A 14,721-nucleotide genomic window follows, 5' to 3' on the forward strand; every position below is an offset into this window, starting at 1 on the left:
GAATCAGGCTTGAGCGTCCTGAAGGTCTTGAGCGGATAAGGCGCTCGATTTATCGAACGGGCTGATAAAACATGGTCAGGCGAGACAAGCGCCAGAATGGGTACTGGGCTTGTTTCGAGGCTCGCGACCTTTCGCGTGGACGATGGTCGGGTCGTGACAACACCGACCCTCATGATCTGCCGACCCGAGCTTGAACGGTCTCTCAGGTTGCCCATCGAGGGTACTGTTCTGGCCTATCTCGAGTCGCTAGTGCCGAGACTAGGCGCTGTCCGAAAAGTCGACGAGCGAAGGTTAGACAAGGCAAAAATCGGTGAGAAAGCGCAGTTTACGGGGTGTAAATGAGTATTTTGACCGGGCTGGCGTACCAGACGATTTTTAACGCCGTATTGCCGAGCGCAGGCACTTTTCAGACAAGCCCTAGCGGCTCGGGCGAGCTTGACGCCATCCACTGCCAGGACTAAGTTTCCGGCATCCACGCCCCTGGCAGTAAGCCATCCCATACATCCCGGGATGAACCGAGCCCTGGGGCGTTTTCGTTTTTGGAGAACGGAAGGTGCCAACAGCGATACGTGTAGACGGCGTCTACTTCATCAAGCGCCTCCGCCGGATAGAGCCCGAGAACGCCCAAGATGCGAAACATGCAGCTGACTGCCTGTACCGGTGGGCGGTCATGCATTGGACTTCCCGGGACTCAATGACATTTCCCCAACCAGAAAAAGCATGGTCACTGATGCAAGCGACGGCATTGCGACTCGACGAAATCTCGATGCCACAAACCACTGGTCGGCTTTAGTCGGTTGCATGGACTCATGACGTTCATCGCGACATACGTTCAGGCTTTGAAACTAGGGAACTGCAGATAGGGGGAAAACGAGCGTAAGGAGGGAATACACGAACTGCATTGGGAATGGTGCCGGTGGTCGGACTCGAACCGACACACTGTTTCCAGCGGCGGATTTTGAATCCGCTGCGTCTACCAATTCCGCCACACCGGCAACGGGCGAGGATTATACGTGGGTGGCGCCAGAGGTCAATTCCCCTGAGCCGCTCGGTGGCGCCTGTCGGGGTCGATGGCGCCGTTGTCGAGGCGACTCCCGCCCCTGTCGGGCGCGGCACCCACCGCATCCGGCCGAGCATCGACCTGGGATCGGCCTCGGCCGTTGTCAGCCGAAGCCCCACCGGCCGTCGGTTTCGGCACCCTGGCGGCTAGTGGGTCATTCCTCCATGTCTTGACGCTCGCCCGCTCGGGTTAGACCTTGGTAGACTGCGCTCCGCCTGCCCCAGGTCAACCAAGCCCCTGGTCAACGAGACCCGCGTCCAGCCCAGAATGGAGTCGCCCATGGCTGACACTCGCAATGAAGCCGTTCCCCATCCGTCCATCGCCAGCCGCATTGGGCTGGTGCTGGGTCCGCTGTTGTTGATCGCCACCCTGGTGCTGCCCCCGCCCGGCGACATGTCCCAGGCTGCCTGGGGCTGCGTCGGCATGGCACTGCTGATGGCCAGCTGGTGGTCCACCGAGGCGATCCCGATCCCGGTGACCTCGCTGATCCCCCTGGTGCTGGCCCCGGCGGTGGGCATCGGCAGCATCAAGGAGGTCGCGGCCAGCTACGCCAATCCGATCATCTATCTGTTCCTCGGCGGTTTCCTGCTCGGTATCGCGATGCAGACCTGGAACCTGCACAAGCGTATCGCCCTGCACGTGCTGAAGGTCGTCGGCAGCGAGCCCAAGCGCCAGATCGCCGGGTTCATGATCGCCACCGGCTTTCTCAGCATGTGGGTGTCCAACACCGCCACCTCGATCATGATGCTGCCCATCGGCATCTCGGTGCTGAGCCTGCTCGAGGATTCCGACCCTGATGAGCTGCGCCGCTTTGCCACCGCGCTGCTGCTGGGCATCGCCTATTCGGCCAGCATCGGTGGTGTGGCCACATTGATCGGCACGCCACCCAACGCCCTGCTGGCGGGCTATCTGGCCGATGATCGCGGCATCGACCTGGGCTTCGCCCAGTGGATGCTGGTCGGGGTACCGATCAGTGTAGTGATGATGGCGCTGACCTGGTGGTGGCTGTCCCGCGGCGGCTTCTCGCTGAAGGTCGGCAAGGGTGACAGCGACAACCTGATCAAGGACCAGCTCACCGAGATGGGCCCGATGAGTGCCGCCGAACGCCGTGTCGGCCTGCTGTTTCTGGCCGCGGCGACGCTGTGGATACTGCGCCCGCTGCTCAATGACATGGGCGCCTCCTGGCTGTCCGACACCACCATCGCCATCGTCGCCGGCATGGCGCTGTTCCTGATTCCTTCCGGCCGTCGTTCCGGCGAGGCGCTGATGGTATGGGAAGACGCGGTGAAGCTGCCCTGGGGCATCCTTCTGCTGTTCGGCGGCGGCCTGGCGCTGGCCGGCGCGATCAGCAAGTCAGGGCTGGCCGAGTGGATCGCCAACCAGCTGTCGATCCTCGGCGCCCTGCCGGTGCTGGCGATCATCGGCGGCGTGGTGCTGGTCATCATCTTCCTCACCGAGGTGACCTCCAACACCGCCACCGCGGCGGCCTTCCTGCCGCTGCTCGGCGCCCTGGCGCTGTCGCTGGATCTGCCGGTGATGCTGATCACCGTGCCGGCCGCCATCGCCGCCAGTTGCGCCTTCATGATGCCGGTGGCCACACCGCCCAACGCCATCGTCTTCGGCACCGGTCACATGAAGATCCAGTCGATGATTCGTGCCGGCTTCGCCCTCAACCTGATCAGTACGGTGGTGGTGACGCTGATGGCCTACGGTCTGATCCTGCTGCTGTGGTAGCCACCCCGATGGCCCCTGGTCGTCGACCCGACTGCGCTGCTCACTTCGCGGATGGCCGATACGGGCTGACGCCCATGGCGTCGTCGTGACAGAAGATCGACGCCGTTTCCTGACGTGGCGGTCAGGAAACGGTATCCTTGTGCGCCTTTGGCATCCTTCATCCCGCCTGACGACTTGCGAATTCCCATGCAGCGCGCCGACTTTCATTTCGAGCTCCCTGAAGAGCTGATCGCCCGTTACCCGTCCGACGTTCGCAGCGACTGCCGCCTGCTGTGCGTCGACGGCGCCAGCGGACACCTCGACCACCGCCGCTTTCCGGACCTTGAGCAGTTGCTCGAGCCCGGCGACCTGCTGGTGTTCAACGACACCCGCGTGATCCCCGCCCGCCTGCACGGCCACAAGGCCAGCGGCGGCAAGGTGGAAATGCTGCTCGAACGGCCGCTGGACGCCCATCGGGGGCTGGTCCATCTGCGTTCGAGCAAGTCGCCCAAGCCCGGCACCGAGCTTCACTTCGAGGGCGGCATCCAGGCGGTGGTCGAAGGCCGCCGCGACGCCCTGTTCGAGCTGCGCTTTCTCGGCGATACCCCGATGATCGCGCTGCTGGAACGCCACGGCCATATGCCGCTGCCGCCGTACATCACCCGCGACGACGAGCTGTCCGATCGCGAGCGCTACCAGACCGTCTACGCCCGGCGCGACGGGGCGGTGGCCGCGCCGACCGCCGGGCTGCACTTCGACGAGCCGCTGCTCGAGCGGCTGGCCGAGCGGGGCGTCGAGTCCGCCTACGTGACCCTGCACGTGGGCGCCGGTACCTTCCAGCCGGTGCGCGTCGACAATATCCACGAGCACCACATGCACAGCGAATGGATCGAGGTGGGTGACCAGGCCTGTGCCCAGGTGCGCGCGGCCAAGGCTCGCGGCAACAAGGTCATCGCCGTCGGCACCACCAGCGTGCGCTGCCTGGAGACGGCCAGCCAGTCGGGCGAGATCGCGCCCTTCTCCGGCGACACCGACATCTTTATCTACCCGGGCTACGAGTGGCGCTGCGTGGACGCCCTGATCACCAACTTCCATCTGCCGGAATCGACCCTGCTGATGCTGGTGTCTTCCTTCTCCGGCTACGACACCGTGATGAAGGCTTACCGCGAGGCGGTAAAGGAACGCTACGCCTTCTTCAGCTACGGCGACGCCATGCTGCTGACGCCGGCACGCTGACCCTATTTGCCAGGCGGTGGCTGCTCGGCCGAGCGGTCCACCGTCGTCAGGCTCGAATCAACGCCCCCAAGGGGCACGGAGAGACCCATGCGCGAGCAATGCTTCATGCGCTTCGACAAGCTGGCCGAGGACGGCCGGGCCCGCCGAGGTCGCATCACCTTTCCCCGCGGCACCATCGAGACCCCGACCTTCATGCCGGTGGGCACCTACGGCACGGTCAAGGGCATGACCCCGGCCTCGGTGGAAGAGATCGGCGCCGAGATCATCCTCGGCAACACCTTTCACCTGTGGCTGCGCCCCGGTACCGAGGTCATCGAGGCCCACGGCGACCTGCACGACTTCGCCCAGTGGCACAAGCCGATCCTCACCGACTCCGGCGGCTTCCAGGTGTTCTCGCTGGGCGAGACGCGCAAGATCACCGAGCAGGGCGTGCACTTCCGCTCGCCGGTGGACGGCTCCAAGGTGTTCATGGGACCGGAAGAGTCGATGGCGGTGCAGCGCTCGCTGGGCTCCGACATCGTCATGATCTTCGACGAGTGCACCCCTTACCCCGCGACCCACGACGAGGCGCGCCGTTCGATGGAGATGTCGCTGCGCTGGGCCCAGCGCTCCCGCGATGCCCACGGCGACTCACCGTCGGCGCTGTTCGGCATTATCCAGGGCGGCATGTACCCGGATCTGCGTGAGGCTTCGCTCAAGGGCCTCGGCGACATCGGCTTCGACGGCTACGCCATCGGCGGGCTGTCGGTGGGCGAGCCCAAGGAAGAGATGATCAAGGTGCTCGACTACCTGCCCGAGTGGATGCCGGCGGACAAGCCGCGCTATCTGATGGGCGTCGGCAAGCCCGAGGATCTGGTCGAAGGGGTACGCCGCGGGGTCGACATGTTCGACTGTGTGATGCCCACCCGCAACGCCCGCAACGGCCACCTGTTCACCGCCGAGGGCACGGTCAAGATCCGCAACGCCAAGCATCGTCACGACACCCGCCCGCTGGAAGATGACTGCGACTGCTACACCTGTCAGAACTTCTCGCGGGGCTATCTGCACCACCTGGACCGCTGCGGCGAGATGCTCGGATCGATGCTCAACACGATCCATAATCTGCGTCACTATCAGCGTGTCATGGCCGGTTTGCGCGGTGCTATCGAAGCGGGTACATTGGCTGACTTCGTGGAAGGGTTCTATGCCAGGCGTGGCCTGCCGGTTCCCCCCGCCCCGAATTGATGACCCGGTCGGCAGCCGCCGGCCGTCTGACTCCCTTTTCCCCACGACTTCAGGAGACCGTCGTACATGTTGGACTTCTTCATCTCCCCGGCCCTGGCCCAGGATGCTGGCGCTGCCGCCGGTGGTGGTATCGCCCAGATCGTGATGCTGGTCGGCTTCGTGCTGATCTTCTACTTCCTGCTGTGGCGTCCCCAGGCCAAGCGCGCCAAGCAGCACAAGCAGCTGATCGCTGGCCTGTCCAAGGGTGACGAGATCGTCATCGGCGGTGGTCTGATGGGCCGCATCACCCGGGTCAGCGACGACAGCGAGTTCCTCGCCATGGAAATCAGCGAAGGCACCGAAGTCAGCGTGCAGAAGAACGCCGTGGCCGCCGTGCTGCCCAAGGGCACTATCAAGTCCATCTGATTGGTGTCATTCCCCTTCGGCCCTGTGCGCCGAAGGGGGCCCCATGCTGACGCGGGGGGAGCCGATCGGTCGGCTGTCGCGCGTTGGCGAGGCAGCCGCACCCTTCGCTTTGGAAAGTCCCCGGAGCACCTCTCGAGCGCCCCCGGCTTTCCCTTATTTGTCAGCAACCTGAGGGCAGAGCCCCGATGCTCAATCGTTACCCTTTATGGAAGTACCTGCTGATCCTGGTGGTACTTCTTGTCGGCCTGGTCTACTCCCTTCCCAATCTGTTTCCCGAAGACCCAGCGGTCCAGATCAGCAGTGATCGTGGCGAGCTGAGTTTCAGCCAGTCCCAGCAGCAGAGCCTCGAACAGGCCCTGGCCGAGGCGGACATCGACGTCAAGACGGTGGAACAGGAGCCCAACAGCCTGCTGATCCGGCTGAACGACGCCGAGGACCAGATTCCCGCCCGCGACCTGATCGCCCAGCAGCTCGGCGATGACTATGTGGTCGCGCTGAACCTGGCAGAGTCCACCCCCGAGTGGCTGTCTTCGCTGGCGGCCTCGCCCATGACCCTTGGTCTGGACCTGCGTGGCGGTGTGCACTTCCTTTTGGAAGTGGACATGGAAGCGGCGGTCAATCAGCGTCTCGAGGTCAACGCCAGCGCCATGCGCGAGACCCTGCGTGAAGAGCGCATCCGCTACCGCAACACCGAGATCGACGGCCGCACCATCTCGCTGGACTTCATGAACGCCGAGGACCGCGACGCTGCCGAGACGCTGATTCGCCGCGAATTCCCCGACTTCCAGTATCAGGACGTCGAGCGTGAACGCGGCGCCAGCCTGGCGATGACCCTGACCGACGCGTCCGTGGACGAGATCCAGGACTACGCGATCAACCAGAACCTGACCACCCTGCGCAACCGCGTCAACGAGCTCGGCGTGGCCGAACCGCTGGTACAGCGTCAGGGCCCGGATCGCATCGTGGTCGAGCTGCCCGGCGTGCAGGACACCGCCGCCGCCAAGCGTATCGTCGGCGCCACCGCCAACCTGGAGTTCCGCCTGGAGGCGCGCACCGACACCCCGTCCAACGAGACCGAGGCGCTGTCCTTCCGCAACGAGCCCGGACGCACCGCCGACCTGATGCGCGACGTCATCATCACCGGCGACAGCGTGTCCAGCGCCAGCCGCGGCTTCGACGAGAACGGTCGCCCCCAGGTCAACATCAACCTGGACGGCACCGGTGGCACCCTGATGAACCGCGCCACTCGCACCAACATCGGTCGCAACATGGCGGTGGTGTTCATCGAGCACAAGACCCGTGACCGTACGGTGATGGAGGACGGTGAGCAGGTAACCGTGCGTGATCCCTACACCGAACGCGGCATCATCAGCCTGGCCACCATCCAGAGCGCGCTGGGCAACAGCTTCCGCATCACCGGGCTGGAATCGCCCACCGAAGCCGGCGAGCTGGCACTGCTGCTGCGCTCCGGTTCACTGGCGGCACCGATCTACTTCGCCCAGGAACGCACCATCGGCCCGAGCCTCGGCGCCGACAATATCGAGCGCGGCATGCTCTCGGTACAGATCGGCTTGCTGCTGGTCGTGCTGTTCATGTTGATCCGCTACAAGGTGTTCGGCGTCATCGCCAACATCGCCCTGGCGTTGAACCTGACCCTGCTGGTCGCCGCCATGTCGATGCTCGGCGCCACCCTGACGCTGCCCGGTATCGCCGGTATCGTGTTGACGCTGGGCATGGCGGTCGACGCCAACGTGCTGATCTTCGAGCGTATTCGTGAGGAGCTGCGCACAGGACTGTCGGTGCAGCAGGCGATCCACGCCGGCTACGAGCGCGCCTTCAGCTCCATCGTCGACGCCAACATCACCACCCTGCTGGTGGCATTGATCCTGTTCTCCATCGGTACCGGCCCGGTCAAGGGCTTCGCCGTCACCCTGTCGCTGGGCATCCTGACCTCGATGTTCACTGCCTTGCTGGTGACCCGTGCCATGGTCAATCTGATCTACGGCGGCAAGCCGGTGAAGAAGCTATGGATCTAAGCCCATGTCCACTTGCACACAACGGGGAGAGGGTATGAAACGCCTCACCAACCTGAATCTCGACTTCATGGGCCAGCGCAAGATCGCCTTTGCCATATCGGCGATCCTGATCCTGGTCTCACTGGTGTCGCTGGTGGTGCAGGGCCTGGCCCTGGGCCTCGACTTCACCGGCGGCACCCTGGTCGAAGTCCGCTACGCCACCGCCCCGGCGCTGGACAGCGTGCGCGGCGCCCTCGAGGGAGCCGGCTTCAATGACATCTCGGTACAGACCTTCGGCGCCGCCAATGAGGTGCTGATTCGTCTGCAGCAGACCTTCGAGGCCAACGTCGGCGACCAGGTCGTGGGCCTGCTGGCCCAGGGCGGCGCCCAGGTGGACCTGGTGCGTGCCGAATTCGTCGGTGCCCAGGTCGGCGGTCAACTGCGTGACCAGAGCGGTCTCGGCATGCTCGTCGCCCTCGGCGTGGTCATGCTCTACGTGGCCTTCCGCTTCCAGTACAAGTTCGCCATCGGCGCACTGCTGGCACTGGTCCATGACGTGATCATCGTGGTCGGCGCCTTCTCGCTGTTCCAGATGGAGTTCGACCTGACGGTGCTGGCCGCCGTGCTGGCGGTGATCGGCTACTCGCTCAACGACACCATCGTGGTCTATGACCGTATCCGCGAGAATATCCGCAAGTCGCGTATCGACGACATGCCGGCGATCTTCAACGAGGCGATCAACCAGACCCTGTCCCGCACCCTGGCGACCTCCGGCACCACCCTGCTGGTACTGCTGGCGCTGGCCTGGCTCGGTGGCGACATGATCCACAACTTCTCGGTGGCCCTGCTGATCGGTATCGGCGTGGGTACCTTCTCGTCGATCTACGTGGCGGCGGCCCTGCTGATCAAGCTCAAGCTTCAGCGCCGCGACCTGATCCCGGAGAAGAAGGAAGACGCCGAGGAAGAGCAGCTGCCCTGATATCACCGCAACTGCCCCTCGAGGCCCCGTCGTGGATCATCCACGGCGGGGCCTCTTGCTTTCCGAGGTCGGTGCAAGATCACGGCGAGCCGGCACCGCTGTCGGCGGCCTCTCAGTTCACTTCGAAAACCATGCAGCAACGCGAGATAGGTCGTTTCTTTCCAGAAAATGCCCCCCGTCACTTGCCCTGGCCAGCGCCCCCTTTCATGCTTGTCATCCACCCCATTAAAACGTGACGAGGCCGCATGTTCCTGCTGATCGCCTTTGCCGTACTGTCCATCGGCGCCTCCTTCCTGTGTTCGGTACTGGAAGCGGCCATCCTGTCGCTGACACCGAGCTATATCGCCCAGGTCCAGGAGACCAACGAGCCGCTGCACAAGAAGCTGAACGCCCTCAAGCGGGATATCGATCGCCCGCTGGCGGCTATCCTGACGCTCAACACCATCGCCCACACCGTTGGCGCCACCGGCGTCGGCGCCCAGGTCGCGGTGGTCTTCGGCGAGGCCTGGCTGGGCGTCGCCTCGGCGGTGATGACGCTGGCCATCCTGATCCTCTCGGAGATCATCCCCAAGACCATCGGCGCCACCTTCTGGCGCCAGCTGTCGCCCTGGCTGCCGCCCATCCTCAACACCCTGATCCTGCTCCTCAAGCCATTCATCTGGATGTCCGAACAGATCACCCAGCGCATCGGCGGCAATGCCGCCGACACCGACATGCGTGGCGAGATCAAGGCGCTGGCACGTATCGGCCTGGACGAGAAGGCACTGGACCAGGACGAAGCCAGAACCATCACCAACATCCTCAACCTGCACGAGATCAAGATCAGCAAGGTGATGACGCCAAGAACCGTGTGCGTCACGGTGCGCCCATCGATGACCGTGGCCCAGTTCGAGCAGGAACTGGTGCGCTCGCCGTTCACCCGCTTTCCGGTGATGGACGGCGGCGAGCAGGCCATCGGCTATGTGCACAAGGCCGACGCCTACCAGGCGGATGAATCCGTGGACATGAAAGAGATCATGCAGGACGCCCCCTCGGTACAGGCCGACGACAGCGTCGAGCACGTCTTCACCATGATGCTCAGGGATCGTCAGCATCTGGCGGTGGTGTATGACGACCACGGTACCTGGGTGGGGCTGATCACCATGGAGGACGTGATCGAGACGGTGCTCGGCCAGGATATCGTCGACGAGACCGACAACGTCACCAATATGCGCAAGTACGCCAAGCAGCGCTGGACCCAGCGTCGACAAGGCAGGTCAGCCAAGACAGACTCCGGCGACCCGGCCAGCCAGGGTTCCTGAACCCCGGCGCCAGGGAGCGTTCGCCAGTACGCAACGCAACGTAGCACGGCGACGCTCCCCCTTTGCCCGACCATTTGCGATAACATCTCCATTGAAAATGATTATCAATGGAGAAAGCATGTACAAGCCTCTCGCCATCGCCGCCCTGCTCAGCGTCACTGCCCAGGCCTGGGCGCAACCGGTGCCGGAAAGGGTCGTCGCCCTCGACTACGCGGCCCTGGACATCCTCGACAACCTGGCGCAGCGCGAGCGTATCGCAGGTGTCGCCCAGGCAACGCTTCCCGACTATCTGTCCGACTATGCCGACGACGCTTTCACCGACGTGGGCACCCTCAAGGTCGCCGACATGGAGGCCCTTGAGTCACTGTCACCCGATGCCATCCTGATCAGCGGGCGTCTGGAAGCCGAACGCGAAAATCTGGAAGCTCTTGCCCCGGTCTACGCCGTGGCGACCGAGGGCGAGGACGCCTGGGACCAGCTCGAACATCGGGTCGACGATCTGGCTGCGCTGTTCGATGCACAGCAAGCGGGTGAGCAGGCGCTTGCGGACCTGCGCCAGTCGCTCGATCAGCAATTGGCCGAGATCAGCGGGACGCCCAAGGTACTGGTGGTCGTCCACAACGACGGAAAGCTTATCGTCCAGCACAACGCCGTCGTGCATGACCTGATGGGACTGGCCTCGCCCGAACTTCCCGAAAACGTCGAGAGCGTGACGCGTGGTGAGCGTACCTTCACGCCGCTGACGCCGGCGCAGATCGCCGCCACCCAGCCCGACCTGGTGTGGGTGGTGGACCGCAGCGCCGCCATCGGCCAGACGCCTCTCGATGTCGAGGCGCTGACGCAGGCCATCGGTGACGATCTGGCGATCGCCGTCGGCTCGCCGCGACTCTGGTATCTGGCCGGCCAGGGCCTGGACAGCACCCGCCTCCAGGTCGAAGAGGTGGTGGCCGCGCTGGCGCCCTGACCAGGGTCACACCGAACTCACTGCACCAACAACGAATGACGCCCCCGCGGCCAGGCCGCGGGGGCGTTGCTGTGACGGCGTCACGATTACCGCTCGCTCGCGCGAGCGGTGCCGAATCAGTCCTCTTCGGGCTGACTGGGCGCGGTATGCACGTGGGGCGCAAGCTGCTTGATCAACACCTTGAACAGGCGCGGGTTGGCGGCCATCAGGGCGCCTTCGATACGCACCGAGGGCTGGCCATCCGGGGTGCCGATCAGGGCACCGGACTCCTTGAGCAGCAGCGAACCGATGTCCAGGTCCTGCTCCTCGACTCCCAGCACGAAGGCGGCGTCGGCACGACCGGCGGCCAGACGGGCCATGTCGAGCAGGCCACAGGCGCTGGCTTGAAGCTGTTCGGCCTGGGGGCCGAGCTGCTGCACCAGGGTCAGGTAGGTCGGCAGAAAACGCGAGCGCAGGTAGGTATCGGGAAGCCCCAGCGACAGGCGGGCGCCAGCGGCGCTCTTGATCTTGGACACACGCAGACGCTTGCCATTGAGCTGGGCGCCACGGCCACGGCTGGCAAGGTATTCGTCATCGCTGAAGGGGCAGATCACCACCGCGTGCTCCGGACGGCCCTTGATCAGACATACCACGGACAGGGCGAACTCAGGGGACGCCACACTCAGGTTCGAGTAACCGTGGAAGGGTTCGATGCGCCACAGGATATCCGCGCCTTCGCCTTCACCGGCACGGTGGGGCGTGTAGCGACCGACGACCCCGTGCTGGGGATAACCGCGGGTCAGCTGGCGGGTAATCAGGGATTCGGCGTTGCGAGCGGTGTCCTCGAGCAGACGGTCGAGGTTGTGCTCGTCGTGGGCATTCTCGATTCGTTCGCGAATGCGCAGAAACTGTTCGCCGGCGCTGCGGGCAGCGCGCAGGGCGTACTGGACCATCGGATGCATGATCGGGCCTTGGGAGTCGGTGGTGTTAAAGAACGGAGTCGACGTGGGTAACTGACTCGGCGCGAATCCTAGCAGACCACGGGCATGAATGCCACGCACTTCGCCCCAGCGCGCATCTACCCATGCTAGACTGGCGCCCCTGGCGCTGCCGACCGGTCCGCCATCAGCGCCCTTGCATCGGTCATTGAATAGACCACTGCACCAACCACCGCATCAACCCGCCGCGTCGTTACAGGATCTTCCATGCTCGAGCGCATTCGCATCGTTCTCATCGGCACCAGCCACCCCGGCAATATCGGCGCCACCGCCCGCGCCATGCACAATATGGGACTCGCCGATCTGGCCCTGGTCGCACCACGCTGCGAGGTCATCACCGCCGACAGTGTGTCCCGCGCCTCCGGAGCGGACGCCCTGGTCCACGACGCTCGGGTGGTCGACAGCCTCGAGCAGGCGGTCACCGACTGCACCCTGGTGGTGGGAGCCAGCGCGCGCTCGCGCACCTTACCCTGGCCGATGATCACCCCGCGTGAGCTGGGCGAGCGTCTGCCCGCCGAACTGGCCACGCCCGAGGCCCGCATCGCGCTGGTGTTCGGCCGCGAAGACAGCGGCCTGTCCAACGCCGAACTGCAACGCTGCCACGCCCACGTCCACATCCCCACCAATCCCGACTTCAGCTCGCTGAACCTGGCCGCGGCGGTGCAGGTGCTGGCCTACGAATGCCGCCTTGCCTGGCTGGCCCAGCCCCAGACCCAGACCCAGACCCAGAATAAGCCAGGCCCGGCACAGGACGATGAGGAAGAAGCGCAGCCACTGGCCAGCCACGAGGAGCTGGAGCACTATTTCGCTCATCTGGAACGCGCGCTGATCACCATCGGCTTCCACGACCCGGCGAAGCCTCGCCAATTGATGGCCAGGCTGCGCCGAGTGACCCTGCGCTCGCGCCCCGAACGCATGGAGCTCAACATCCTGCGTGGCATCCTCAGCGCCACCGAGAAGGCCGCAGGCGGCCAGGCGCTGGGCGCCCGCGAAAGCGAGCCGGAATTACAGCGAGAACATGACACGCACCAGGGCCAGAAGCCGGCCCAGGACTAGCCCAAACCAACAGCAGAACCAACAGCAGGATCAGCGCCAGGCCGGCGGCTCTGGAGCGACACGGCGTCCACCTTCGAGCCGCTGAGCTGCACCAGATCACTGACTCGACAGGTGGCAGGCTTGAATGGCCCACCACCAGCCCCCACTATGATTCTCTTGACCGACTCAGGGACCGCCGCATGTTTCAACGCCTACGCGAAGACATCAACAGCGTATTTGCCAGGGATCCGGCGGCGCGCAACTTTCTTGAAGTCCTGACCAACTATCCTGGCCTTCACGCATTGCTGCTGCACCGGATCTCCCACCAGCTGTGGAAGCGCAATCTCAAATGGATCGCGCGTACCCTGTCGACGCTGGGCCGCTGGTTCACCGGCATCGAGATCCACCCCGGCGCCACCATCGGCCGGCGCTTCTTCATCGACCACGGCATGGGCGTGGTGATCGGCGAGACCACCATCGTCGGCGACGATGTCACCCTCTACCAGGGCGTGACCCTGGGCGGCACCAGCTGGAACAGGGGCAAGCGTCACCCGACCCTGGAGGACGGCGTGATCGTCGGTGCCGGCGCCAAGATTCTCGGCCCCTTCACCGTCGGCGCTGGCGCCAAGGTCGGCTCCAACGCGGTGGTCACCAAGGAAGTCCCGGCCGGCGCCACCGTGGTCGGCATCCCCGGCAAGATCGTCCAGCGCCGCGACCCGGACAGCGACCCGGGCCTCGAGGTCGACCCGGCCCGTCGCGAGGCGATGTGTCAGAAATTCGGCTTCGACGCCTACGGCATGAGCCAGGACATGCCCGACCCGGTGGCCAAGTCGATGCAGGCCATGCTCGACCATATGCACGCGGTGGATGAACGCATCAGCGGCATGTGCAAGACCCTGAGGCAACTGGACCACAGCTACCGCGACGGTCAGATGCCGGAAATTCGCGACGAGGACTTCGCCGAGATACTGGAAGACGTCGACCGCGCCTGTGCGCCGGTGATCGGGCGTGACGCCAACGCCGATATCCTGGGCTCCGACACCTCCACCAGCGGCAACGAAAGCGCCTGCGGCAATGAAGACGTCGGGCCAGGCACCTCCGACCCAGACACCTCCGACCCAGGCACCACCGACAAGGACAGTGCCGGCGGCAGCGAGACGGCCAATGACGCCGAGCACGGGGCCGAGCGGGAAGACGAGGCGACGACGGCACGGCGCCAATAGTTGACCACGACACTCGGTCTTTCCCATAATATCGCTTTGATCCAAGCGTCGTCGGCTACCGACCACGCCCACACTTTCCGGACCGCCGACCCATGTCGGCGTCGAGGGTTCGCCCCATGCGCCTGACCACCAAGGGACGCTACGCTGTCACCGCCATGCTCGACATGGCGGTCAACGCCGACCAGGGCCCGATCTGCCTGGCCGACATCGCTCGGCGTCAGCAGATCTCGCTGTCCTACCTCGAGCAGCTGTTCGCCCGCCTGCGGCGCGCCGGCCTGGTCGACAGCGTGCGCGGGCCAGGCGGTGGCTACCTGCTGGCGGAGCCGGCAGCGTCCATCTCGGTGGCCCGGGTCATCGATGCGGTCAAGGAGTCGGTGGACACCACCCGCTGCGGCGGTCTGTCCGACTGCCAGAAGGGCGACACCTGCCTGACCCATCACCTGTGGTTCGAGCTGTCCGAGCGCATCCAGGACTTCCTCGACGGCGTCACCCTGGGCGAGCTGGCCGAGCGCCAGGAGATCGCCGAGATCGCCGGGCGTCAGCGCCGTCGCCAGCACAACGACGACATTGTGACCTCGGCGCCCTGAGC

At 64.8% G+C, this 14,721-nt stretch carries 11 protein-coding genes, 1 tRNA gene and 1 pseudogene; 11 read left to right on the plus strand and 2 right to left on the minus strand.

Annotation, left to right across the window (positions count from 1 at the left end; all coding sequences use genetic code 11):
• Window positions 1–908: 908 nt before the first annotated feature.
• Window positions 909–995, minus strand: a tRNA-Leu gene (locus KUV74_RS03915).
• A 344-nt stretch (window positions 996–1,339) separates the two neighbouring features.
• On the opposite strand from KUV74_RS03915, the gene KUV74_RS03920 reads away from it, so the two are divergent.
• The 8 genes from KUV74_RS03920 (at window position 1,340) to KUV74_RS03955 (ending at window position 10,897) form a co-directional block, all read left to right on the plus strand.
• A complete protein-coding gene (locus tag KUV74_RS03920) occupies window positions 1,340–2,794 on the plus strand; it encodes an SLC13 family permease (RefSeq protein ID WP_249742803.1) in 1,455 nt (484 codons plus the stop codon).
• A 186-nt stretch (window positions 2,795–2,980) separates the two neighbouring features.
• Window positions 2,981–4,009 carry a tRNA preQ1(34) S-adenosylmethionine ribosyltransferase-isomerase QueA gene (gene queA, locus KUV74_RS03925; protein WP_108131254.1) on the plus strand — a complete coding sequence of 343 codons (1,029 nt, stop codon included), beginning with the start codon at window positions 2,981–2,983 and terminating at the stop codon, window positions 4,007–4,009.
• Between the two features lie 87 nt (window positions 4,010–4,096).
• The gene (tgt, locus tag KUV74_RS03930; protein WP_045992762.1) at window positions 4,097–5,233 is read left to right on the plus strand and encodes a tRNA guanosine(34) transglycosylase Tgt; all 1,137 of its coding nucleotides are present in this window, start codon (window positions 4,097–4,099) and stop codon (window positions 5,231–5,233) included.
• A gap of 66 nt (window positions 5,234–5,299) precedes the next feature.
• Entirely contained in the window at window positions 5,300–5,638 is a 339-nt protein-coding gene (gene yajC / locus KUV74_RS03935; protein WP_045992761.1) for a preprotein translocase subunit YajC, read from the plus strand.
• 185 nt (window positions 5,639–5,823) lie between these two features.
• Entirely contained in the window at window positions 5,824–7,674 is a 1,851-nt protein-coding gene (gene secD, locus KUV74_RS03940; protein WP_108131253.1) for a protein translocase subunit SecD, read from the plus strand.
• 34 nt (window positions 7,675–7,708) lie between these two features.
• Window positions 7,709–8,632 (plus strand): protein translocase subunit SecF, encoded by a 924-nt coding sequence (gene secF / locus KUV74_RS03945; RefSeq protein WP_045992759.1) that lies wholly within the window; start codon window positions 7,709–7,711, stop codon window positions 8,630–8,632.
• A 245-nt stretch (window positions 8,633–8,877) separates the two neighbouring features.
• Window positions 8,878–9,933 carry a CNNM domain-containing protein gene (locus KUV74_RS03950; protein WP_222515670.1) on the plus strand — a complete coding sequence of 352 codons (1,056 nt, stop codon included), beginning with the start codon at window positions 8,878–8,880 and terminating at the stop codon, window positions 9,931–9,933.
• A 118-nt stretch (window positions 9,934–10,051) separates the two neighbouring features.
• The gene (locus KUV74_RS03955; RefSeq protein WP_222515671.1) at window positions 10,052–10,897 is read left to right on the plus strand and encodes an ABC transporter substrate-binding protein; all 846 of its coding nucleotides are present in this window, start codon (window positions 10,052–10,054) and stop codon (window positions 10,895–10,897) included.
• Window positions 10,898–11,013: 116 nt separating this feature from the next.
• Here the strand turns inward: KUV74_RS03955 and KUV74_RS03960 are convergent, their stop codons facing one another.
• Window positions 11,014–11,838 carry an inositol monophosphatase family protein gene (locus KUV74_RS03960; protein ID WP_222515672.1) on the minus strand — a complete coding sequence of 275 codons (825 nt, stop codon included), beginning with the start codon at window positions 11,836–11,838 and terminating at the stop codon, window positions 11,014–11,016.
• Window positions 11,839–12,081: 243 nt separating this feature from the next.
• On the opposite strand from KUV74_RS03960, the gene trmJ reads away from it, so the two are divergent.
• The 3 genes and pseudogenes from trmJ to KUV74_RS03975 all read left to right on the plus strand — a co-directional run bounded on the left by trmJ (window position 12,082) and on the right by KUV74_RS03975 (window position 14,719).
• Window positions 12,082–12,930, plus strand: a complete 849-nt coding sequence (gene trmJ, locus KUV74_RS03965) for a tRNA (cytosine(32)/uridine(32)-2'-O)-methyltransferase TrmJ (protein WP_222515673.1) — start codon at window positions 12,082–12,084, stop codon at window positions 12,928–12,930.
• 179 nt (window positions 12,931–13,109) lie between these two features.
• Window positions 13,110–13,907 (plus strand): annotated as a pseudogene (gene cysE / locus KUV74_RS03970) (serine O-acetyltransferase); the annotation flags it as partial.
• Between the two features lie 341 nt (window positions 13,908–14,248).
• On the plus strand, window positions 14,249–14,719 hold the full coding sequence (locus KUV74_RS03975) for an Rrf2 family transcriptional regulator (RefSeq protein ID WP_045992750.1): 471 nt from the start codon (window positions 14,249–14,251) through the stop codon (window positions 14,717–14,719).
• The last annotated feature ends 2 nt before the right edge of the window (window positions 14,720–14,721 follow it).

Origin of the sequence: Halomonas sp. DP1Y21-3, assembly GCF_019801245.1 — a bacterium.
Classification (GTDB): Bacteria; Pseudomonadota; Gammaproteobacteria; order Pseudomonadales; family Halomonadaceae; genus Halomonas; species Halomonas litopenaei.